18 protein-coding genes are annotated in these 19,346 nt (G+C 60.5%); 16 read left to right on the top strand and 2 right to left on the bottom strand.

Annotated features, from left to right (window positions below; all coding sequences use genetic code 11):
• Positions 1-50: 50 nt before the first annotated feature.
• The 4 genes from ACIP1X_RS08380 (at position 51) to ACIP1X_RS08365 (ending at position 5,927) form a co-directional block, all read left to right on the top strand.
• A complete protein-coding gene (locus tag ACIP1X_RS08380) occupies positions 51-1,589 on the top strand; it encodes an MFS transporter (protein ID WP_400751060.1) in 1,539 nt (512 codons plus the stop codon).
• Positions 1,590-1,616: 27 nt separating this feature from the next.
• Positions 1,617-2,687 carry an HlyD family secretion protein gene (locus ACIP1X_RS08375; protein WP_212550039.1) on the top strand — a complete coding sequence of 357 codons (1,071 nt, stop codon included), beginning with the start codon at positions 1,617-1,619 and terminating at the stop codon, positions 2,685-2,687.
• Complete coding sequence (locus ACIP1X_RS08370; RefSeq protein WP_400751058.1) at positions 2,684-4,252, top strand: efflux transporter outer membrane subunit; 1,569 nt, start codon at positions 2,684-2,686, stop codon at positions 4,250-4,252. The genes ACIP1X_RS08375 and ACIP1X_RS08370 overlap by 4 nt, the downstream gene beginning before the upstream one ends.
• A gap of 94 nt (positions 4,253-4,346) precedes the next feature.
• Positions 4,347-5,927, top strand: a complete 1,581-nt coding sequence (locus ACIP1X_RS08365) for a glycosyltransferase family 39 protein (RefSeq protein WP_400751055.1) — start codon at positions 4,347-4,349, stop codon at positions 5,925-5,927.
• Between the two features lie 38 nt (positions 5,928-5,965).
• Here ACIP1X_RS08365 and ACIP1X_RS08360 read toward each other — a convergent pair whose 3' ends face one another.
• Together ACIP1X_RS08360 and ACIP1X_RS08355 are read right to left on the bottom strand one after the other, a co-directional pair.
• Positions 5,966-6,724: a slipin family protein gene (locus ACIP1X_RS08360; protein ID WP_007917711.1), complete on the bottom strand. Its 759-nt coding sequence runs from the start codon at positions 6,722-6,724 to the stop codon at positions 5,966-5,968.
• A gap of 2 nt (positions 6,725-6,726) precedes the next feature.
• Positions 6,727-7,257 (bottom strand): NfeD family protein, encoded by a 531-nt coding sequence (locus tag ACIP1X_RS08355; RefSeq protein WP_400751053.1) that lies wholly within the window; start codon positions 7,255-7,257, stop codon positions 6,727-6,729.
• Between the two features lie 173 nt (positions 7,258-7,430).
• On the opposite strand from ACIP1X_RS08355, the gene ACIP1X_RS08350 reads away from it, so the two are divergent.
• The 12 genes from ACIP1X_RS08350 (at position 7,431) to pgaA (ending at position 19,346) form a co-directional block, all read left to right on the top strand.
• Entirely contained in the window at positions 7,431-7,892 is a 462-nt protein-coding gene (locus ACIP1X_RS08350; RefSeq protein WP_400751051.1) for an aminoacyl-tRNA deacylase, read from the top strand.
• Between the two features lie 157 nt (positions 7,893-8,049).
• Positions 8,050-8,295 carry a DUF2789 domain-containing protein gene (locus tag ACIP1X_RS08345; RefSeq protein WP_212546343.1) on the top strand — a complete coding sequence of 82 codons (246 nt, stop codon included), beginning with the start codon at positions 8,050-8,052 and terminating at the stop codon, positions 8,293-8,295.
• Positions 8,296-8,387: 92 nt separating this feature from the next.
• Positions 8,388-8,633, top strand: a complete 246-nt coding sequence (locus tag ACIP1X_RS08340) for a type II toxin-antitoxin system Phd/YefM family antitoxin (protein WP_053116448.1) — start codon at positions 8,388-8,390, stop codon at positions 8,631-8,633.
• On the top strand, positions 8,623-8,904 hold the full coding sequence (locus ACIP1X_RS08335; RefSeq protein ID WP_400751047.1) for a type II toxin-antitoxin system RelE/ParE family toxin: 282 nt from the start codon (positions 8,623-8,625) through the stop codon (positions 8,902-8,904). Before ACIP1X_RS08340 ends, ACIP1X_RS08335 begins: the two co-directional genes overlap by 11 nt.
• Positions 8,905-9,047: 143 nt before the next feature.
• Entirely contained in the window at positions 9,048-9,476 is a 429-nt protein-coding gene (locus ACIP1X_RS08330; RefSeq protein WP_159812031.1) for a MarR family winged helix-turn-helix transcriptional regulator, read from the top strand.
• The gene (locus tag ACIP1X_RS08325) at positions 9,473-11,536 is read left to right on the top strand and encodes an FUSC family protein (protein ID WP_400751044.1); all 2,064 of its coding nucleotides are present in this window, start codon (positions 9,473-9,475) and stop codon (positions 11,534-11,536) included. The genes ACIP1X_RS08330 and ACIP1X_RS08325 overlap by 4 nt, the downstream gene beginning before the upstream one ends.
• Positions 11,533-11,742, top strand: a complete 210-nt coding sequence (locus tag ACIP1X_RS08320; protein ID WP_007917703.1) for a DUF1656 domain-containing protein — start codon at positions 11,533-11,535, stop codon at positions 11,740-11,742. The genes ACIP1X_RS08325 and ACIP1X_RS08320 overlap by 4 nt, the downstream gene beginning before the upstream one ends.
• Positions 11,739-12,641 carry an HlyD family secretion protein gene (locus tag ACIP1X_RS08315; RefSeq protein ID WP_053116451.1) on the top strand — a complete coding sequence of 301 codons (903 nt, stop codon included), beginning with the start codon at positions 11,739-11,741 and terminating at the stop codon, positions 12,639-12,641. Before ACIP1X_RS08320 ends, ACIP1X_RS08315 begins: the two co-directional genes overlap by 4 nt.
• Positions 12,638-14,080 carry an efflux transporter outer membrane subunit gene (locus ACIP1X_RS08310; protein ID WP_212550029.1) on the top strand — a complete coding sequence of 481 codons (1,443 nt, stop codon included), beginning with the start codon at positions 12,638-12,640 and terminating at the stop codon, positions 14,078-14,080. The genes ACIP1X_RS08315 and ACIP1X_RS08310 overlap by 4 nt, the downstream gene beginning before the upstream one ends.
• A 93-nt stretch (positions 14,081-14,173) precedes the next feature.
• Positions 14,174-14,809 (top strand): hypothetical protein, encoded by a 636-nt coding sequence (locus tag ACIP1X_RS08305; protein WP_053116453.1) that lies wholly within the window; start codon positions 14,174-14,176, stop codon positions 14,807-14,809.
• Positions 14,810-15,103: 294 nt separating this feature from the next.
• Entirely contained in the window at positions 15,104-16,609 is a 1,506-nt protein-coding gene (locus tag ACIP1X_RS08300) for a YdgA family protein (RefSeq protein ID WP_400751040.1), read from the top strand.
• A gap of 256 nt (positions 16,610-16,865) precedes the next feature.
• Positions 16,866-19,346, top strand: a complete 2,481-nt coding sequence (pgaA, locus tag ACIP1X_RS08295; RefSeq protein WP_400751037.1) for a poly-beta-1,6 N-acetyl-D-glucosamine export porin PgaA — start codon at positions 16,866-16,868, stop codon at positions 19,344-19,346.

The raw sequence follows: 19,346 nt of genomic DNA, 5'->3' as shown, positions 1-19,346 counted from the left end.
TAAGCCCCACTAAAATGCTCCGGTATTTCCCACCCCCGGAGTTTTCATTCATGACATCCCTGACGGTCTCGGCGCCCCTCGCTGCGGCCAGCCCGGCGACGGCGGCCGCGCCTCCGGTGTTCGGGGCGCGGATCATCACCGGTCTGGTCGGCGTGCTGCTGGCGGTGCTGGTGTCGGGCCTCAACGAGATGGTCACCAAAGTGGCCCTCGCCGACATCCGTGGCGCGCTGCACATCGGTTACGACGAAGGCACCTGGCTGGTCGCCAGTTACACCGCCACCTCGGTCGCGGCCATGGCGTTTGCGCCGTGGTGCTCGGTGACCTTCTCGCTGCGCCGTTTCACCCTCTGCGCGATCGGCCTGTTCACCGTGCTCGGCGTGCTGTGCCCGTTCGCGCCGAATTACGAAAGTCTGCTGTTGATGCGCATCCTGCAAGGCCTGGCCGGCGGCGCGCTGCCGCCGATGCTGATGACCGTGGCCCTGCGCTTCTTGCCGGCAAATATCAAACTCTACGGTCTGGCCGGTTACGCGCTGACCGCGACTTTCGGCCCCGGCCTCGGTACGCCGCTCGCCGGGTTGTGGACGGAATACGTCGGCTGGCAATGGACGTTCTGGCAAATCATCGTGCCGTGCCTGATCGCCATGGCGATGGTGGCTTACGGCATTCCGCAGGATCCGCTGCGGCTGGAGCGCCTCAAGACATTCAATTGGAAAGGCCTGCTGCTGGGCTTCCCGGCGATCTGCATGTTGGTGATCGGTTTGCTGCAGGGAAATCGACTGGACTGGTTCGAATCGAGCCTGATCTGCGGCTTGCTCGGCGCTGGTTCGCTGCTGCTGGTAGCGTTTTTGATCAATGAATGGTCGCAGCCGATTCCGTTTTTCAAATTGCAGATGCTCGGTATTCGCAACCTGTCATTCGCCCTAATGACCCTGGCCGGTGTGTTGGTGATTTTGCTGGCGGTGGTGTTGATTCCGTCGAGTTATCTGGTACAGGTGCAGGGTTATCGCCCGGTGCAGACCGCGCCGATCATGCTGCTCGCTGCGTTGCCGCAGTTGATCGCACTGCCGCTGGTGGCGGCGCTGTGCAATCTGCGTTGGGTCGATTGTCGCTGGGTGCTCGGGATCGGTTTGAGCATGTTGGCGCTGTCGTGCCTCGGTGGTTCGCAACTGACGTCGGCGTGGATTCGTGACGACTTTTATGTCCTGCAATGGCTGCAGATTTTCGGTCAGCCGATGGCGGTGTTGCCGTTGTTGATGCTCTCGACCGGGAGCATTTCGCCGCTGGAAGGGCCGTTCGCTTCGGCGTGGTTCAACACGGTGAAAGGCCTGTCGGCCGTGGTCGCCACCGGGGTGATCGAAGCGCTGACCACGTCGCGTCTGCATTTCCATTCGAACATGTTGATCGACAGCCTCGGCAATTCGCCGCTGGCCGATCGCAGCGATCCGGGCCTCGCTCATCGCCTGCACGAACAGGCCGTGGTGCTGACTTCTTCCGATCTCTATGTGTGCATGGCTGGCGTCGCGGTGATGCTGATCCTGCTGATTTTCTGGCTGCCGACGCGGATCTTTCCACCGCGCGCGCCGACCTGATTGCTGCACTGAACAATGAAGGTTTTTATGACGACTCAAGCAAAGCAAAAACTCGCCGTGGCCGTGGCCGCCGCGCTGGCCGTTGGCGTGTTGGTGTATCTGGCGATGCCGGGCCTGTTTGGTAAACGCACCCAGCAAAATACCAACGATGCGTTCGTCTCCGCCGACTACACCCTGGTGGTGCCGCGTGTGGCCGGGTTTATCAAAGAAGTGCTGGTCGAAGACAACCAGCGCGTCAAGGCCGGGCAGTTGCTGGCGCTGATTGATGATCGCGATTTGCGTGCGTCTGCGGAAGCGGCGGACGCGCAAACGCTGGTGGCGCGGGCGCAGTTGCAGAACGCCAAAGCGACGCTGGAACGGCAGACCTCGGTGATCGCTCAGGCGCAGGCGTCGGTGGTGTCGGCCAAAGCAGAAATGGCCTTTGCCCAGCAGGAATTAAATCGCTACAACCACCTGGCCGGCGTCGGTGCCGGCACTGTGCAGAACGCGCAACAGGCGCGCACGCGCATCGATCAAGCGACGGCGCACCTCGACACCGCCACCGCGAAACTGGCAGCGGAACGCAAGCAAGTCGACATTCTGACCGCCCAACGTGATGCCGCCGAAGGCAGTCTGAAACACGCACAAGCGGCGTTGGAAATCGCCAGTTTCGAGCTTTCCTATACACGTATCACCGCGCCGCAGGACGGCATGATCGGCGAGCGCGCGGTGCGCGTCGGCGCCTATGTAACGCCGGGCAGCAAATTGCTGGCGGTGGTGCCGTTGCAGCAGGCGTATGTGGTTGCGAATTTTCAGGAGACTCAGTTGACGGATGTGCAGCCGGGGCAAGCCGTGCAGGTGCGTGTCGACAGCCTGGGCGGTGAAGCCTTGAGCGGTCGCGTCGAAAGCATTGCGCCGGCCACGGGTGTGACGTTTGCAGCGGTGAAGCCGGACAACGCCACGGGTAACTTCACCAAGGTCGTGCAGCGGATTCCGGTGAAGATCATGCTCGAACCGGGTCAGCCGTTGGCTGAGCGGTTGCGGGTGGGCATGTCGGTGGAGGCGCGGATTGATACCGCGAGTTCGGCGAAGTCTGTGCGTGAGGTAACTCAGCGATGAACAGTGTTGACCGCACCGACGCCTTCGCGAGCAGGCTCGCTCCCACAGGGGGAACGCATTCCAAAATGTGGGAGCGAGCCTGCTCGCGAAGAGGCCAGTGGCAGCAACTCACGTTAAGTGCCTTGCTCATGGCAAGTCTCACCGCCTGCACCGTCGGCTCAGACTTCCAAAAACCCCAAGCCACACAAATCAGCGACTGGGCCAAACCCGCCAAATCAGCCCCGAGCCAAGCCGTCAGCGAACCCCTCAACGAACGCTGGTGGGAAGTCTTCCACGACCCGCAACTTTCCACGCTGACCCAACGTGCGGTGAAGAGCAACCTCGACCTGCAACTGGCCAGCAGCCGCCTGCAACAAAGCCGTGCTTCACGCCAGGTCATCAGCGCCGACCGCTACCCGAACACCGCCGCCACCGGCAGTTACGGCCGCGAACGCAACAGCGGCAAAGGCCTCAGCGATCCATCCGGACTCGACGGTGATTCCGCCTTCAACCTCTGGGACGCCGGTTTCTCCGCCTCGTGGGAGCTGGATTTCTGGGGGCGCGTGCGCCGCGAAACCGAAGCCGCTGACGCCAATCTCGAAGTCGCCGAAAACGACCGTCGCGGCGTGCTGCTGGCCGTGCTCGCCGATACCGCGCAAAACTACATTCAGTTGCGCGGCATACAAAACACCCGCGCCGTCACCGAGCAAAACCTCGACGTCGCCCGACACAGCCTGAACCTCTCGCAGCTGCGTCTGGCCGACGGCGTCGCGACTGATCTGGACGTCGCCGAAGCCGCCGCGCAAGTGGCTGCCATCGAATCGCGCTTACCGGCGCTGGAGCAACGCCAATCGCAACTGATCAACGCGATCAGCCTGTTGATGGGTGAACCACCGCAAGCCTTGGCCAAAGAGTTATCCACAGATGCTGCCGTGCCGCAGTCGCCGCTGCAAGTCGCCATCGGCCTGCCGTCGCAACTGGCCGAACGGCGTCCGGATATCCGTCAGGCCGAGTCGCGCCTGCACGCCGCTACCGCCAATATCGGCGTCGCCAAAGGCGATTTCTATCCGCGCATCACCTTGTCCGGCAACCTCAGCTCGCAAGCCATGCAGCTCAGTGATTTCGGATCGTGGGGCTCGCGCGCGTTCGGCATCGGCCCGCAATTCAGCTTGCCGCTGTTCGACGGCGGTCGTCTGCGCGGTGTGCTGCAATTGCGCGAAGCCCAACAGCAGGAAGCCGCCGTCGCTTATCAGCAGACTGTGTTGCGTGCCTGGCACGAAATCGACGATCAACTGACTGCTTACAACGCCAGCCAACGCCGCCGCGACAGCCTCGCCGAAGCCGTACGCCAGAACCAGATCGCCCTGCGCACTGCGCAACAGCAATACGTCGAAGGCGTGGTCGATTTCGTCAACGTCCTGACGGTGCAGGGTGCTTTGTTGGCGACGCAGGAACAGTGGGTGGAAAGCTCGACCGGCGTTTCGTTGGCGATGGTCGGGTTGTACAAAGCGCTGGGTGGGGGCTGGGAGTCGGTGTATCCGGCGGGGGAAGTGGCCGCCGCATCGCCGGGTGTCGTGAAACGCTAAACCTTCATCGACGGTTGCGCTGTGGCTGACCTAAAGTGAGTGGCAGGTTTCGACGCCATACTTTCGTGGCGCCGTGGCGTGGCATGAGGAAGCAATGGCGGCTAACAGAGTCACGCCGGTCGGCGACACCCAAGACCCCTTTGCCGCACCCGGCTCCTGGTTCGGCACGCGGTGGCTGGTGCGCTGGGTCAAAGAACACTGGCTGTGGCCCCTGCTGGCGCTGGCCGCGTTCGTGCGATTTTATGATCTGACGGCGGCGGCGATCTGGGGCGATGAAGGTTCCAGCCTGCTACTGGCGCGCTATTCGCTGAGCGAAATCTGGAAGCACGCAGCCTTCGATGTGCATCCGCCGCTTTACTTCATGCTGCTGCATGGCTGGATCGAACTGTTCGGTGACGGCATTTTCGCGATCCGCTGTCTGAGTGCACTGGCGGGCATCGCCGCGGTCGGGATGGGCATCTGGCTGGTTGATCGTCTGGCCACTCGCCGCGCCGCTTTCGTCGCCGGTTTGCTGTTGGCGCTGCTGCCGACAGCGGTGCGCTACAGCCAGGAAGTGCGCATGTATGCGCTGCTTGGCCTGTTGCTGATCGCCGCGAGTGTGGCGCTGGTGTACTGGATCCGACGCCCGCAACGGCACCGCTATCTGGTGGTTTATACGCTGTTGATGAGCGCCGCGTTGTACACCCATTACTTCGCCGTGCTCGCGGCGTTGTGTCACTGGCTTTACCTGATCGTGATTCGCGTCCAGCGCGGTTACCGGTTCCGGCATATTCAGCGCTGGAACTGGTGGCTGGCGAATCTGGCGATCGTCGCGTTGTACCTGCCTTGGCTGCCCAATCTGCTCGACTTGATGCAGCACATGGAACAACTCAAGGCGGGCGGCGATGTGGGCTGGGAGCCGGCGGTGACCTTGAGTTCTCTGCCGTCGATGATCTGGTCGTGGCTGATTCAGGACGATGGCGAGAGCCTGCCGATATTGGTTTTCGTCGCGCTGCCGATGGCGTTGTTGGCACTGGCGGTTGTCGCGGTGATGCGCGACCGCAGTGTGTCGCGCGGAAGTATTCTCCTGGCGTTGTACACCGGACTGCCGCTAATGCTGGTGTTCGCGGTGTCGCTCATCACCCCGGTGTTCATCGAGCGCTACCTGACGGCGTACGCCCTCGGTTTGCCGATGCTGGCGGCAATGGCCGTTGACCGCTTGTACAGTCGCGCACGGTTGTTTGCACTGGCGGTGCTGGTTTCATTGATCGGTGTGGAGCTGGTCGGTCTCAGTAACAACGCCAATGTCGACAGCAATGATCAGCTCGATCGCGTCGTAAATTACGTCAATCAACATTTCCTGCCGGGTGACCGGATCATCACCAGCGACATGCTCTGGTACCTGAGTTACGTTTATTACGATCGCACCGGCGCGCAGATCCGCCTCTACACGCCACCGACAGCAGATGGGCAGACGACGCGGCCGAACGAATACGGCTTTGGCACGCTGGTCAATCGGGATGTATATCTGGACAGCCTGGCCGAACTGCCAAGCGGTGGCCGAGTCTGGCTGGTCGGAACCTTCGATGGCCCGGAAGAATTTTCACCGCTGCCGACGCCTTGGCAGCCCAGCGCTGAAATCCACGCTGGAGGCATAAAAGCGCGCCTGCTCACCCCCAAACCCCGCGCAGACTAATCCTGTAGGAGCTGCCGCAGGCTGCGATCTTTCGCTCCTCAAGATTTCCCCGACAAATCCGCCATCCCCTTGAGCAACTCAATCGGCAACGGAAAAACAATCGTCGAACTCTTGTCGCCGGCAATGGAGCTCAGCGTCTGCATATACCGCAACTGCATCGCCCCAGGCTGACGGCCAAGCATTTCCGCAGCCTGCATCAGTTTTTCCGACGCCTGCAACTCACCTTCAGCGTGGATCACCTTGGCCCGCCGTTCCCGCTCGGCTTCGGCCTGTTTGGCGATGGCGCGCACCATCGATTCATTAAGGTCGACATGCTTGATTTCGACGTTGGCGACCTTGATACCCCAGGCATCGGTTTGCGCGTCGAGCACTTGCTGGATGTCGATGTTCAACTGCTCACGTTCGGCCAGCAATTCATCCAGTTCATGTTTACCGAGCACCGCGCGCAAAGTGGTCTGCGCCAACTGGCTGGTGGCCGACAGATAATCCTCGACCTGAATAATCGCCTTCTGCGGATCGAGCACGCGGAAATACAACACCGCGTTGACCTTCACCGACACGTTGTCGCGAGTGATCACGTCCTGCGGCGGTACATCGAGGACGACGGTGCGTAGATCGACCCGAACCATTTGCTGCACCACCGGAATCAGCAGGATCAGGCCCGGGCCTTTGACCTGCCAGAAACGTCCGAGCTGGAACACCACACCGCGCTCGTATTCGCGCAGGATGCGGAACGTCGAGCCGGCGAGGGCGATGACCAACAACAGCAGCGCAACAAAACCGATTTGCAGACCCATGATCACTCTCCGAGCGGCGCCGCGTCAGTCGCGGCCACTTCCAGCATCAATCCCTTGCGAGCCACTACGCGCACCGATTGCCCGGTTTGCAGCGGTGTGGCGCAGAGCACTTGCCAGCGTTCGCCTTGCAGTTGAATCCAGCCGTTATGCGCGTCTCCCGGTTGTACGGTGGTGATCGCGGTGACGCTGCCGAGCAGTCCGGCATCGCCACTGACGGCGTGGCGTGGGCGGGTTTTCAGCGCGCGAATCAGCAAAGCGATCAACAGCACAGCGCTGATCAAACCGAGGCCGATCATCATCGGCACCGGCAGTTCGGCATTGCTCAGAATCAGCGCGCCGATGACGAACATGATGATCCCGCCCAGACCGATCACCCCGTAGTTGGGCAGCGCGGCTTCGGCGATCAGAAACACGATGCCCAGCGTGATCAGCCACAGACCGACCGGGCTCATCGCTGGCAATGAGGTGTCGGCGGCGAAGGCGGATGCGCTTGTCAGCAGGAGCAAGGCGAAGGCACAACATCGGCTGTTCACGTGACTCTCCATGAGCGTCAGTGGCGGTTTCTTTCAGTCTAGTTGAGGGTTGCTCTGGATGAATTTTGATCAATGTGCGGATGTGTCCGGTGAGCGGATTTCCCTTCGTCAGCGGCCCGTCGAACTAGACTCAAAACACAGCAACCACCTTCCGCGCGACACCGAGGTGCATCATGCGAATGGCAAAAAAGGTGCAAAGCAGCCTGACCCGGGCGCATTGCGAATATGACGTCGTTGCTCATCGACATTCATCGAGCAGCCTGGAAACCGCGCGCGTCGCCGGCGTGCCAGCGGAACGAGTGGCCAAATCGATCATCCTCGACGACCACCACGGGCATTACCTAATGGCCGTGCTGCCGGCCAGCCGTTATCTGGACTTGAGCAAAGTGCGCAACAGCGGCGAATGGCAACTGACCCGCGAAAGCAATCTGGCGCATATTTTTGACGACTGCGAACGCGGCGCGGTGCCGCCATTGGGTGATTCCTACGGGCTGGACATGGTCATCGACCCGTTGCTGACGCGGCAGAAAGATATTTATCTGGAGGCGGGCAACCACAATTATCTGCTGCACATGAGCATGCCGGAGTTTCTGAAGATGGTGCCGCATGCTGAGGTGCGGGAGTTGAGTCATTAGGATTTTGTGGCGTTTTCATTGACGCCTTCGCGAGCAAGCCCGCTCCCACAGGGGTTCTCAGGTGGGCACAAAATCTGTGATCACCTCGTACTCATGTGGGAGCGGGCTTGCTCGCGAATGATCTTCCATTCACCGCTAATTCCCAAGGATCACTGCAATGGAAAACCCAAATCACAGCCTCCCATCTCTCTTCAAACAACTCGGCCTGGACAACGACCCGGTCAGCATCGACCAATTCATCGCCACCCATTCCCCGCTTAAACCCGAGCTGCACTTGGCCGATGCGTTCTTCTGGACGGAGAGCCAGTCGCAGTTTTTACGCGATGAGATTCTGGATGATGCCGATTGGGCGGAGGTGGTGGATCAGTTGAATGTGATGTTGCGCAAGGGGCGCCAGGGCTAGTACCGGTGACCTCTGGTCATTCAACACAAAGCCATGGTTGTTGCAGTTAAAAAAATAGACCAAAATCACGACCTCAATTGAGGTCTTTTATTATGCAAAGTGTTCTCGCCGATATGGCTGTCAGTGTTTCCGAGTTAAAGAAAAACCCTTCTGCCGTGCTGAACGGCGCGCATGGTGGAGCTGTGGCGGTTCTCAACCACAATCGCGTTATGGGCTACATGGTTCCAGCGGATGTATACGAAGCAATGATGGAGCGGCTTGACGATCTGGAGCTTGCTGAAATTGTTCGCGCCCGCAGCCACGAGACGCCTATTTCGGTAAGCCTGGATGACTTATAAGCTCGAATTCCTGCCATCTGCTCACAAAGAATGGAACAAGTTGGGTCATACACTACGAGAGCAATTCAAAAAGAAGCTGGGCGAACGCTTGAATCTGCCTAGAGTCCCTGCCGATGCGCTGCATGGGATGCCGGACTGTTACAAAATCAAATTGAAGGCTTGCGGCTATCGCTTGGTTTATCAAGTGATCGACGAGCGCGTGGTCGTTTCCGTTGTTGCGGTCGGCAAACGGGAACGCAGTAGCGTTTATGAGAATGCTAAAAAACGCTGAGTGATTTTTTTCGGAGAGATTTTCTCCGCCCGAATAGGCAATTTGTTTCAAAACTTGACTGAAATTCCCCTCCAATGCGATATTGATAGTTAGCAAACTAACAGTGTGCATTCCCCGTGTCCGATTCCCTCGACGCTCTCCAGATGAACATCAGCAGTGCCATGGTGGTGGCCGCCAGGCATTGGCGGAAGATCTGCCAGACCACGCTGGTCAACTATGGAATCTCCGAAGCCTGCGCCGTGCCGCTCTTGATGATCGGGCGTTTGGGCGAGGGCGTGCGGCAGGTGCAGGTGGCGCAAGCGGCCGGGATGGAAAGTCCGTCGCTGGTGCGTCTGCTCGATCAGTTGTGTCATTCGGGTTACGTCTGCCGTACCGAAGATGCCCACGATCGCCGCGCCAAGTGCTTGAGCCTGACCGACTCCGGTCGTGAACTGGTGCAAGCGGTGGAGATCGAACTGGTGCGTCTGCGTCATGAAGTGCTTGAGGGCATCGACCAGAGCGATCTGGAAGCTACGCTTCGGGTACTCAGAGCTTTTGAGGCGGCCAACCCGCCATTGGTGGTTAATTCTTGAACGGTTTTTTCTCCGGCATTCCGCCGGCCCGGGACTGGTTCTACGGGGTGCGGACTTTTGCAGCGTCGATGATCGCGCTGTACATCGCCTTGCTTATGCAAATGCCACGTCCGTATTGGGCGATGGCGACGGTGTACATTGTCTCCAGCCCGTTCCTCGGGCCGACCAGCTCGAAAGCGTTATACCGTGCGATTGGCACCTTTCTCGGTGCGGCAGCGGCGGTATTTTTCGTGCCGATGTTCGTGCAGAGCCCGTATGTATTGGTGGTGGTCATCGCGCTGTGGACGGGGATTCTGTTGTTCATGTCCCTGCATTTGCGCACCGCCAACAGCTACGCATTGATGCTCGCCGGTTACACCTTGCCGCTGATTGCCTTGCCGGTGGTGGATAACCCGCTGGCGGTGTGGGACGTGGCCGAAGCACGCACGGAAGAGATTTTCCTCGGCATCGCTGTCGCCGCCGTGGTCGGCGCAATGTTCTGGCCGCGACGCTTGGCGCCGGTGTTCAACGACGCCGTGAGCAAGTGGTTCGCCGACGCAACCACCTACAGCCTGAAATTCCTCAGTCGCGACGTGCAGCCCGAAGAAGTCACCGCGCTGCGCATGGCCATGGTCGCCAACTTCAACAGCCTCGAATTGATGATCGGCCAGTTGCCCCACGAAGGCTCGCGACCGCAAACCGTGCGCAACACCAAAGAATTGCGCGGGCGGATGATTCATCTATTACCGGTGATCGATGCGCTGGAAGATTCGCTCTACGCCCTCGAACGGCGCACGCCTGAGCTGGTGGAAAAATTCGAACCGCTGCTCGTCGCGACCCGCGAATGGCTCGGTCATGAAGACGCCGATCTCGACCGCTGGCAAGCGCTGAAAGATCAGCTCGAAGCCCTGCAACCGAGTGCCGAAGCACTGGAAGATCGCCGGCAACTGTTGTTCTCCAACTCGATCTACCGGCTCGGTGAATTCATCGATTTGTGGCAGGACTGCCGCAGCCTGCAGGACGCGATTGTCTGCGAGCGCCAAGACAACTGGCGCGCGGTTTACCGCCATTGGCGATTGGGTCGGCTGACACCGTTTATCGACCGTGGGCTGATGCTCTACTCGGTGGCTTCGACCATTCTGGCGATCATCACCGCCTCGGTGCTGTGGATTCTGCTCGGCTGGCCGGACGGCGGCAGCGCGGTGATTCTGGCGGCGGTGGCGTGCAGTTTCTTCGCCTCGATGGACGACCCGGCGCCGCAGATTTACCGGTTCTTTTTCTGGACTGGCATGTCGGTACTGTTCGCCAGCCTTTATCTGTTTTTGATTCTGCCCAACCTGCACGACTTCCCGATGCTGGTGCTGGCGTTTTCCATCCCGTTTATCTGCGTCGGCACGTTGACGGTGCAGCCGCGCTTCTACCTCGGCATGCTGCTGACGCTGGTCAACACCTCGTCGTTCATCAGTATTCAGGGCGCTTACGATGCGGACTTTTTCGCTTTCGTGAACTCCAACCTGGCGGGTCCGATCGGTCTGCTGTTCGCGTTTATCTGGACGCTGGTGGCGCGGCCGTTTGGTGCCGAATTGGCAGCGAAACGCCTGACCCGTTTCAGTTGGAAAGACATCGTGCACATGACCGAGCCGGCCAACCTCGCCGAGCACCGCAAACTGGGTGTGCAGTTGCTCGATCGGCTGATGCAGCACCTGCCGCGTCTGGCCCTCACCGGGCAGGACACCGGCATCGCCATGCGCGAAGTGCGCGTCGGTCTGAACCTGCTCGATTTGCTCGCCTACACGCCACGGGTCACCGGCGCACCGAACGCTTTGTTGCAGCAAGTGGTCAGTGAAGTCGGTGAGTATTTCCGCGCTTGCCTCAAGGCCGGCGAACGCTTGCCGGCGCCTGCGCCGTTGCTGATGACTCTGGATCGCACCCGCCGCGCACTCAATGGTCACGGCGATGATGAAACCCGGCTAAACCTGTTGCACGCCTTGAGCGGTTTGCGTCTGGCGTTGCTGCCCGGCGTCGAATTCGTTTCCAGCGCCGAGCCCGAAGAACCGCTGCCCGATGGAGCGCCCCTATGATCGGTGATCTGGACATCAGCGGCATTTTCCTGCCGACCTTGCTGGTGTTGATGGGCATCACTTATGTGCTGTTTTTGTTGGTGCATGCCGTGCTTACGCGCGTGCACTTTTACCGTCTGGTCTGGCACCGGGCATTGTTCAACGTGGCGCTCTACGCGGTACTTCTGTACGGCGTGGACTCACTCAGTCGATACCTGATGACATGAAAAAACCGTTTTTGACCATCGGTCGCGTGGTACTGACCCTGCTGATCGTGACTTTTGCCGTTGTCCTCGTCTGGCGCATGGTGATGTATTACATGTTCGCGCCGTGGACCCGTGACGGCCACATTCGCGCCGACATCATTCAGATCGCCCCGGACGTGTCCGGGTTGATCCAGCAGGTTGAAGTGAAAGACAACCAGTTGATCAAGCGCGGCCAGGTGCTGTTCAGCATCGACCAGGATCGCTTCAAACTGGCCCTGCGTCAGGCCAAAGCGGCTGTGGCTGATCGCGAGGAAACCCTCGCTCAGGCCCAGCGCGAAGCCAAACGTAACCGTGGCCTCGGTAACCTGGTGCCGGCCGAGCAACTGGAAGAAAGCCAGTCGCGTGTGGCCCGTGCGCAATCGGCACTGGCCGAAGCCACGGTTGCGGTGGACAGCGCCCAGCTCAATCTTGATCGCTCGGTGATTCGCAGTCCGGTCGACGGCTACGTCAACGACCGCGCGCCGCGTCCGCAGGAATTCGTCACCGCCGGGCGTCCGGTGTTGTCGGTGGTCGACAGCAATTCGTTCCACATCGACGGCTATTTCGAAGAGACCAAACTCGACGGCATTCATGTCGGTCAGTCGGTGGATATCCGTGTGATCGGCGACCGCGCCAAACTGCGCGGGCATGTCGAAAGCATCGTCGCCGGCATCGAAGACCGCGACCGCACCAGCGGCAGCAACCTGTTGCCCAACGTCAACCCGGCGTTCAGCTGGGTGCGGCTGGCGCAGCGGATTCCAGTGCGGATTGCCTTTGATGACGTGCCGGAAGATTTCCGCATGATCGCCGGGCGCACTGCCACGGTATCGATCATCGAAGACTCGAAGGTCGACGATAAAAAGCAGGAGCCCGCGCAATGAGCAGGGCCCTGATGATCGCCGGGTTGGGCGTGATGCTGTCGGCGTGTCAGATGGTCGGGCCGGACTATCACGTGCCTGAGAATTCGGCGGTTCAGCGCAAGGATTTTCAGGGCGAACTGGCTGTCGACGGTAAGCCTGTGGTCTCGGCGCCGGTGCCGGCGGATTGGTGGCGACTGTATAAAGACCCGCGCCTCGATCAACTGGTGCAGCAAGCGATGGCGTCCAACACCGATCTGCGTGTTGCGGCGGCTAATTTGCAACGCGCCCGCGCTCAGGTCGATGAAGCCGAAGCGGCCGGTGGCTGGAGCGCTGGCGTGAAAATGGGCGCTGAGCGTTTGCAGGAATCCGGACAGGCGTTTTTGCTGCCGGAAAAAGTCCCGGTGGCCAATATCGGTGACATCGGCATCAGCGCTTCTTACCAATTCGATCTGTGGGGCACCTTGCAGCGCGGCATCGAAGGCGCCAAGGCCAACGCCGATGCCACTCAAGCCGCCGCTGACACCGCACGCATCACCTTGGTCGCAGACGTGGTTCGCGCTTACACGCAAGTCTGCGCGGCCAACGAAGAACGCGAAATCGCTCAGCATTCCCTCGACCTGCAATCGCAAGGCACCACGCTGATCCAGCGTCTGCGCGACGCCGGCCGTGGCGACGAAACCCAGGTCACTCGTTCGCAAACCCAATTCAAATCCCTGCGCGCCGACATGCCGCGTTATGAAGCAGCGCGTCAGGCCGGGTTGTTCCGACTGTCGATGCTGCTGGCGAAACCGGTCGATCAATTGCCAGCAGGCACCGCGACCTGCGCCGAGCTGCCGAAAATCGCTCAACTGGTGCCGGTCGGTGACGGTGCCGCACTGCTCAAACGTCGTCCGGACATTCGTCAGGCTGAACGGCGTCTGGCCGCTGCGACTGCCGGGATCGGCGTCGCCACTGGCGAGTTGTACCCGGACATCAGCATCGGCGCGACCATCGGCACCGTCGGTATTCTCGATGACCTCGGTGATCCGTCAACCAATCGCTGGGGTTTCGGCCCGTCGCTGAGCTGGAAAGTGCCGACCAACGGCGCCCGTGCGCGCATCCGTGAAGCCGAAGCGACCACCCAAGGCGCGCTGGCGCACTTCGACGGCGTGGTGCTCAACGCCATTCGCGAAACCCAGACCGGCCTCGCGCAGTACAGCGCGCTGCTGCAACGCCGCGATGCACTGGCCGATGCCGAGCAGTCGGCGAAACTCGCCGCCGACCAGACGCACCGCTTCTTCCAGGCCGGCCGCGAGTCGTTCCTGGCGGATCTGCAAGCGACCCGCACCTACACCGATGTCACCGCGCAACTGGCCGCCGCCAACACTCAAGTTGCGATGAGCCAGATCGATTTGTTCCTCGCCCTCGGCGGCGGTTGGGAAAGCGGACGAACGCACGCTCCAAGCCCCGGCAAACCCTGAGGCCGTTGCTATGCTTTGAAGTGTTGGAAGGGCGCCCCGTGCAAAGCACCCTTCCAGCGCACATTGCTAGCGCTGGTCTAGGGGAAACCAATAATGAAAAACCCTTACGCTCTCGGCTTCTGGTGCGCCCTCGCAGCGCTGGTGCTGCTGTCGGCCACCTATTTCTACGGCATCATGCTGGCCCATCAGATCGACAAGGCCATGATCTTTCTCGACAGCGTGACGGCGCTGATCGCGGTCATGGCGATCGTTGGTGTGGCGTGGGCGTCGATCCAGGTTCAGCGGGTGAAAAAACGCCAGCTCGAACAAGGCAAGACGCGGGTGCTGATCTGGGACACCAAAGTCGCCCTGCGCCGGGTCGAAACCGTGTTCGACCGGTATTTCTGGGGCAGCTACTGGCAACCGGGCCGAACGTTCGCCGAAGTCATGGGCGAACTCACCGGCACGCCGCTGGAAAAAAGCCTCGAAGCGCTGAAAAAACAGTGTCTGGAACTCGACAAGCAGATTGATGGCGAGGGCTGGCACTGGCTCAACAACGCCCGCGAACTCTCCGATGTCGCCACGGCCATGGCCCGTGAGCGTTATCAGCTGGATTTCTGTGATCCGCGCGCCGATGGGCCGGGTGGGGCGGTGATCGATCGGGATTTTGAAGTGCTCGTTTATACCTGGACGGCGCGGCTGAAGAGCTTTGATCATCAGCTGGATGAGATTGAGGTTCAGTATTCCTGATTCTCTGTTGAATCTACCGGCCTCATCGCGAGCAGGCTCACTCCTACATTTGGAGTGCGTTCCCCTTGTAGGAGTGAGCCTGCTCGCGATAGCGCCTTCAAAAACAGCGAAACTCTTCAAGCCTGACCGCTGTCCACAATCCCCTTAGACACTCTTTCACCTTTAATCATTGGGTCACTTCCCGCGCCCGGTGCTAATCTCCACCGCTGAATTAAGCGAAGTCGAGCCGCAACCCGGTCACGGGTTCAGGGAAGACGACCACACTCACAGCCACGGAAATCGATCAGGTCATTCATGAATAAATCAGCAGGCGTGCTTCTCGGAATTGTTGTTGCCATCGGCGCGATCAGCGTAGGCGGGGCCTGGTACACCGGGACCAAAATCGAAGGCGTGTTGAACGACGCCGTCAGCAACGCCAACAAAGAACTGCAAACCGCCATGGCCGGCTCCAACGGCACCGCGTCGCTGGAACTGGTGTCGCTGGATCGCCACACCTTCACCAGCACCGCGCACTATCGCCTGAAAGGTGAAGGCGAGATGTTCGGCGACGCGCCGGTCGAGCTGCTCTTCGTTGACCACATCGAACACGGCCCGCTGCCGTTCTCGCGTCTGCTGTCGCTGAAATGGCTGCCGGTCATGGCCACCAGCAACTACGAGCTGGAAAAGAACGCCGCCACCGAAAAATGGTTTGCCGCGACCAAAGGCGCCGCGCCGCTCAAAGGCGTGACCAGCATCGGCTACGACGAATCGACCAACAGCACCCTCGAACTGGTGCCGTTTGAAACCGCGCTGGACGACAAATCGAGCCTGAAATTCTCCGGCCTGAACATGGACATCGCCGCCAACGCCAAGGCGCAGAAGGTCAAGGCCAACGGCTACATGGACAACCTGAAACTGGTGACCGTGGCTGAAGATCAGGCGCCGGTACAGATCGAACTCAACGGTCTGACCCTGGCCAGCAACCTCGCCAAAAGCAGCTACGGCTATTACACCGGCGAAAACACCATCGAGCTGACCAGCAGCAAATCGACCTTCGGGCCGAAGCAGTCGGTGCTCGGCGTGAAGAACTTCGAAATGAAGAACCTCACCGAAGAAAACGGCAGCAACGCCTCCGGTCGCGCCGACTACAAGATTGGCGAAGTGTCGTTCAACGACAAGAAAATCGGCTCGGCGAACCTGGCCATGAGCCTGAAAAACCTCGACATCCCGTCGACCCTGTCGTTGATGCAGATCTACCAGACCAAGCTGCAGCCGTACGAAAAAGCCGCCGCCGAGGCTGCCGCGCAAGGCTTGCCAGCGCCAGAGCTGAACCTGACCGAAGCGGAAGACGCGCAAGTCAAAGCCGATCTGCAAAAACTGCTGGCTGCCGGCCCGCAATTTGCGCTGGAAAACCTCTCGTTCAACACCGCCAACGGTGAGAGCAAGGCCAATCTGGTGATTGACCTGACCAAGCCGCAATCGATGGATCTGCCACCGGATCAACTGGCCAAACAACTGATCGCGCTGCTCGACCTGAACATTCAGGTGTCGAAGCCGATGCTGATTGATCTGCTCAGCGTGCAGGCGCAACTCGACGGCCAGACCGATGCTAAAGCGATCGTTGATCAGTCCAAGGAAGCGGCCGACATGTTCGCCGGCATGGCGGTCGGTTCGCAGTTGGCCGTCGTCGACGGCAGCAACGTCGTGACCAAGCTGCATTACGCGGCCAATCAGGTCGAATTCAACGGCCAGAAGATGACCGTTGAGCAGTTTGTCGGCTTCCTGATGAGCAAGTTCGGCGGCGTCACGCAAGTGCAGTAATTCTGCGCGCTTAATAGCAACGCCCGGCCTCTGTACCGCACAGACGCCGGGCGTTTTGCTGTCTGGGGTTTGGGTTTTTGATGTGCTGGCAGAACCGCCCTGACGATTCTGAACAATTATTGTGTTCTCGATACTGGTCTACGCTTGCGTGCAAGACTGCCTGACTAAGCTTGGCCGAGGCTGTCAGTTTCGGCCACCGTTACGAATGGGCAAGGAGGGCATTGCGACCCGGCTGGCCATGTAAGGATGCTGACGAATGCCGCGTATTGATGTTCCCGTATTGCATCGTGGTTTACGCCCGTTGTTCCGTGTCGCGCTGTGCAGCCAATTGCTTTGGCCGGTCATGGCGTTTGCCGACACACCCTATGATCAGATGGTGCGCGATGCCCGGGCCGGGCAGTACACGCCTGCGCTGACGGTGTTGCGTCAGGTGCCGGCGGGTCAGTCGACCACCGGGCAGATTAGCGATCACCTGCAAATCGCCAGTTGGGCCGGGCTCGACGCCGAAGTCGTGCAAGTCTATGAAACCCAGGGCCGCGACCGCGTGCTGCCGGTGCAGGCACTGACCGCCACCGCGCGTGCCTATCGCAATCTCAAGCGTTGGGATCAGGCGACTCAGGTCTACAACAAGGCCCTCGCGCTGGAGCCGGATAACGCCGACCTGCAACTGGGCCTGGCCCTGACGCAAGCGGATGGCGGTAAACCCGACCAAGCCGTGACCCGCGCCCAAGCGCTGGTGGCTGCCAAACCCGATGACCCTGCACGCCGCCTCGCGCTGGGCTACGCACTCAATCGCGCGGGCAAACAGTACGACGCGCTGTTCGAATACGATCAGGCCTTTATTCGCGCCGGCAACAAACCGGAAGTTGCCCGTGAATATGTGGTCGCGCTGCAAAAGGCCCGTCTGCCAGAGCCCGCGCTGCGCCTGGCCAACCAACGTCCGGGTCTGATTGATCCGGTCACGCTGCGTCGCCTCGAAGGTGATCTGGCCGCTGAGCGTGTGCGTCTTGCCGAAATGGCCAGTCGCAGTGAAAAGGAACGCTACGTCATCGCCGATCGTGCGCTGGCTGACTACGACAAACTCCTCGCCACCTGGACGCCGGACGCCAGCGCCAAGGAAGACGTGACCCGCTGGCGCATCGACCGCATGGGCGCGCTCAAGGCTCGCGCGCGCACCGCCGACGTCATCGCTGAATATCAAAAGCTGCAAGCCGAAGGCGTGAAAATTCCGACCTACGCATTGCGTTGGGTCGCGGCGTCTTATCTCGATCAGCGTGAGCCGGAAATCGCCACCGACCTGTATCGCCAAGTGCTTGCCGCGCCGGATGCCGACGTCGGCAACCGCCTCGAAGACAGCACCGCGCTGTATTACGCGTTGCTGGAAAGTGACCGTGCCGACGAGGCGCGCAAAGTCGCCGAAGACGCCGCCAAATCGCAGCGTCCGCGCATCGAGCTAAAGGGCTTGCCAGTCGGCAACCCGAACGATGAATGGATGGACGCGCAACAACTGGCGGCGCAGGCCGGCACCTACAGTTCCGATCTGCCCCACGGCGAACAAAGCCTTCAAACATTGGTCGATCAGGCGCCGGGCAATACTGGTTTGCGTCTGGCCCAGGCCGATTTGTACCTGGCCCGCAACTGGCCACGCCGCGCAGAAATGCAGCTCAAGGAAACCGAGAGCATGGTGCCGCGCGACATGGGCCTGGAAATCGGTCAGGCACACACCGCGATGGAATTGCAGGAATGGCGGCAGATGGATGCGCTGACCGATGACGTCGTCGCGCGCTATCCGGACAACCGCCAGGTGCAGCGTCTGGCCCGTGAACGTGAAGTTCACGACATGTCCGAACTGCGCGTCGAAGCCTACGGCGGCAAGGCCAACGGTGGCGGCAGCAGCGGTGCAGGCGCCGTCAGTGGCAGCCGCGATTTCGGTATTCAAAGCACGATTTACAGCCCGCCGATTGATGACGATTGGCGTGTGTTTGCGGGCGTCGGTTACGCCACCGGCGATTTTGCCGAAGGCACCGGCAACCATCGCTTCCAGCGTGTCGGTCTGGAGCGGCGCACCCGCGACATGACCCTCGAAGCCGAAGTCTCCAATCACGATTACGGCTACGGCGACAAACAGGGCGCGCGTCTGGCGATCGCCCGCGACATCAACGACCACTGGCAGTACGGCGGCAGCCTCGAATACCTCTCGGCGGAAACACCGCTGCGCGCGCTCAACAGCGACATCAAGGCCAACGGCGGCAGCGGTTTCATCCGCTGGCGCGCCAACGAAAGCCGCGAGTGGCGCCTGTCGGTGAGCCCGTCGCACTTCAGCGACGGCAACGATCGTGTCGAAGCCTTGCTCACGGGCCGCGAGGGCGTTTACAGCGCGCCGAACATTCAGGTCGATGCCGGTCTGGAAGTCGGCACCAGCCACAACTCGAAATCCGATGACGTGCCGTACTTCAACCCGAAATCTGACTTCAGCGTGATGCCGCTGGTCAACGTCAACCACGTCCTCTACCACCGCTACGAAACGTCCTGGAGTCAGCAATTCCAGGCCGGCGCGGGGACGTACAGCCAGCGTGATCACGGCACCGGCGGCATGGCCTTGCTCGGCTACGGCCAACGCTATGCCTGGAACGACGTGTTCGAGGTGGGCGGTTTGTTCAGTGTGATCAACCGGCTCTACGACGGTGATCGGGAGACCGATCTGCGTCTGCTCGTCGACCTCACTTTCCGCTTCTAG

This window comes from Pseudomonas sp. NPDC088885, assembly GCF_044750025.1.
Classification (GTDB): domain Bacteria; phylum Pseudomonadota; class Gammaproteobacteria; order Pseudomonadales; family Pseudomonadaceae; genus Aquipseudomonas; species Aquipseudomonas rustica.
This window is presented reverse-complemented; position numbering and strand designations above follow the sequence as displayed.

Coding starts and splice junctions, on each gene's coding strand:
- ACIP1X_RS08380 (WP_400751060.1), top strand. CDS start 51: ATGACATCCCTGACGGTCTCGGCGCCCCTCGCTGCGGCCAGCCCGGCG.
- ACIP1X_RS08375 (WP_212550039.1), top strand. CDS start 1,617: ATGACGACTCAAGCAAAGCAAAAACTCGCCGTGGCCGTGGCCGCCGCG.
- ACIP1X_RS08370 (WP_400751058.1), top strand. CDS start 2,684: ATGAACAGTGTTGACCGCACCGACGCCTTCGCGAGCAGGCTCGCTCCC.
- ACIP1X_RS08365 (WP_400751055.1), top strand. CDS start 4,347: ATGGCGGCTAACAGAGTCACGCCGGTCGGCGACACCCAAGACCCCTTT.
- ACIP1X_RS08360 (WP_007917711.1), bottom strand. CDS start 6,724: ATGGGTCTGCAAATCGGTTTTGTTGCGCTGCTGTTGTTGGTCATCGCC.
- ACIP1X_RS08350 (WP_400751051.1), top strand. CDS start 7,431: ATGCGAATGGCAAAAAAGGTGCAAAGCAGCCTGACCCGGGCGCATTGC.
- ACIP1X_RS08345 (WP_212546343.1), top strand. CDS start 8,050: ATGGAAAACCCAAATCACAGCCTCCCATCTCTCTTCAAACAACTCGGC.
- ACIP1X_RS08340 (WP_053116448.1), top strand. CDS start 8,388: ATGCAAAGTGTTCTCGCCGATATGGCTGTCAGTGTTTCCGAGTTAAAG.
- ACIP1X_RS08335 (WP_400751047.1), top strand. CDS start 8,623: ATGACTTATAAGCTCGAATTCCTGCCATCTGCTCACAAAGAATGGAAC.
- ACIP1X_RS08330 (WP_159812031.1), top strand. CDS start 9,048: ATGAACATCAGCAGTGCCATGGTGGTGGCCGCCAGGCATTGGCGGAAG.
- ACIP1X_RS08320 (WP_007917703.1), top strand. CDS start 11,533: ATGATCGGTGATCTGGACATCAGCGGCATTTTCCTGCCGACCTTGCTG.
- ACIP1X_RS08315 (WP_053116451.1), top strand. CDS start 11,739: ATGAAAAAACCGTTTTTGACCATCGGTCGCGTGGTACTGACCCTGCTG.
- ACIP1X_RS08310 (WP_212550029.1), top strand. CDS start 12,638: ATGAGCAGGGCCCTGATGATCGCCGGGTTGGGCGTGATGCTGTCGGCG.
- ACIP1X_RS08305 (WP_053116453.1), top strand. CDS start 14,174: ATGAAAAACCCTTACGCTCTCGGCTTCTGGTGCGCCCTCGCAGCGCTG.
- ACIP1X_RS08300 (WP_400751040.1), top strand. CDS start 15,104: ATGAATAAATCAGCAGGCGTGCTTCTCGGAATTGTTGTTGCCATCGGC.
- pgaA (WP_400751037.1), top strand. CDS start 16,866: ATGCCGCGTATTGATGTTCCCGTATTGCATCGTGGTTTACGCCCGTTG.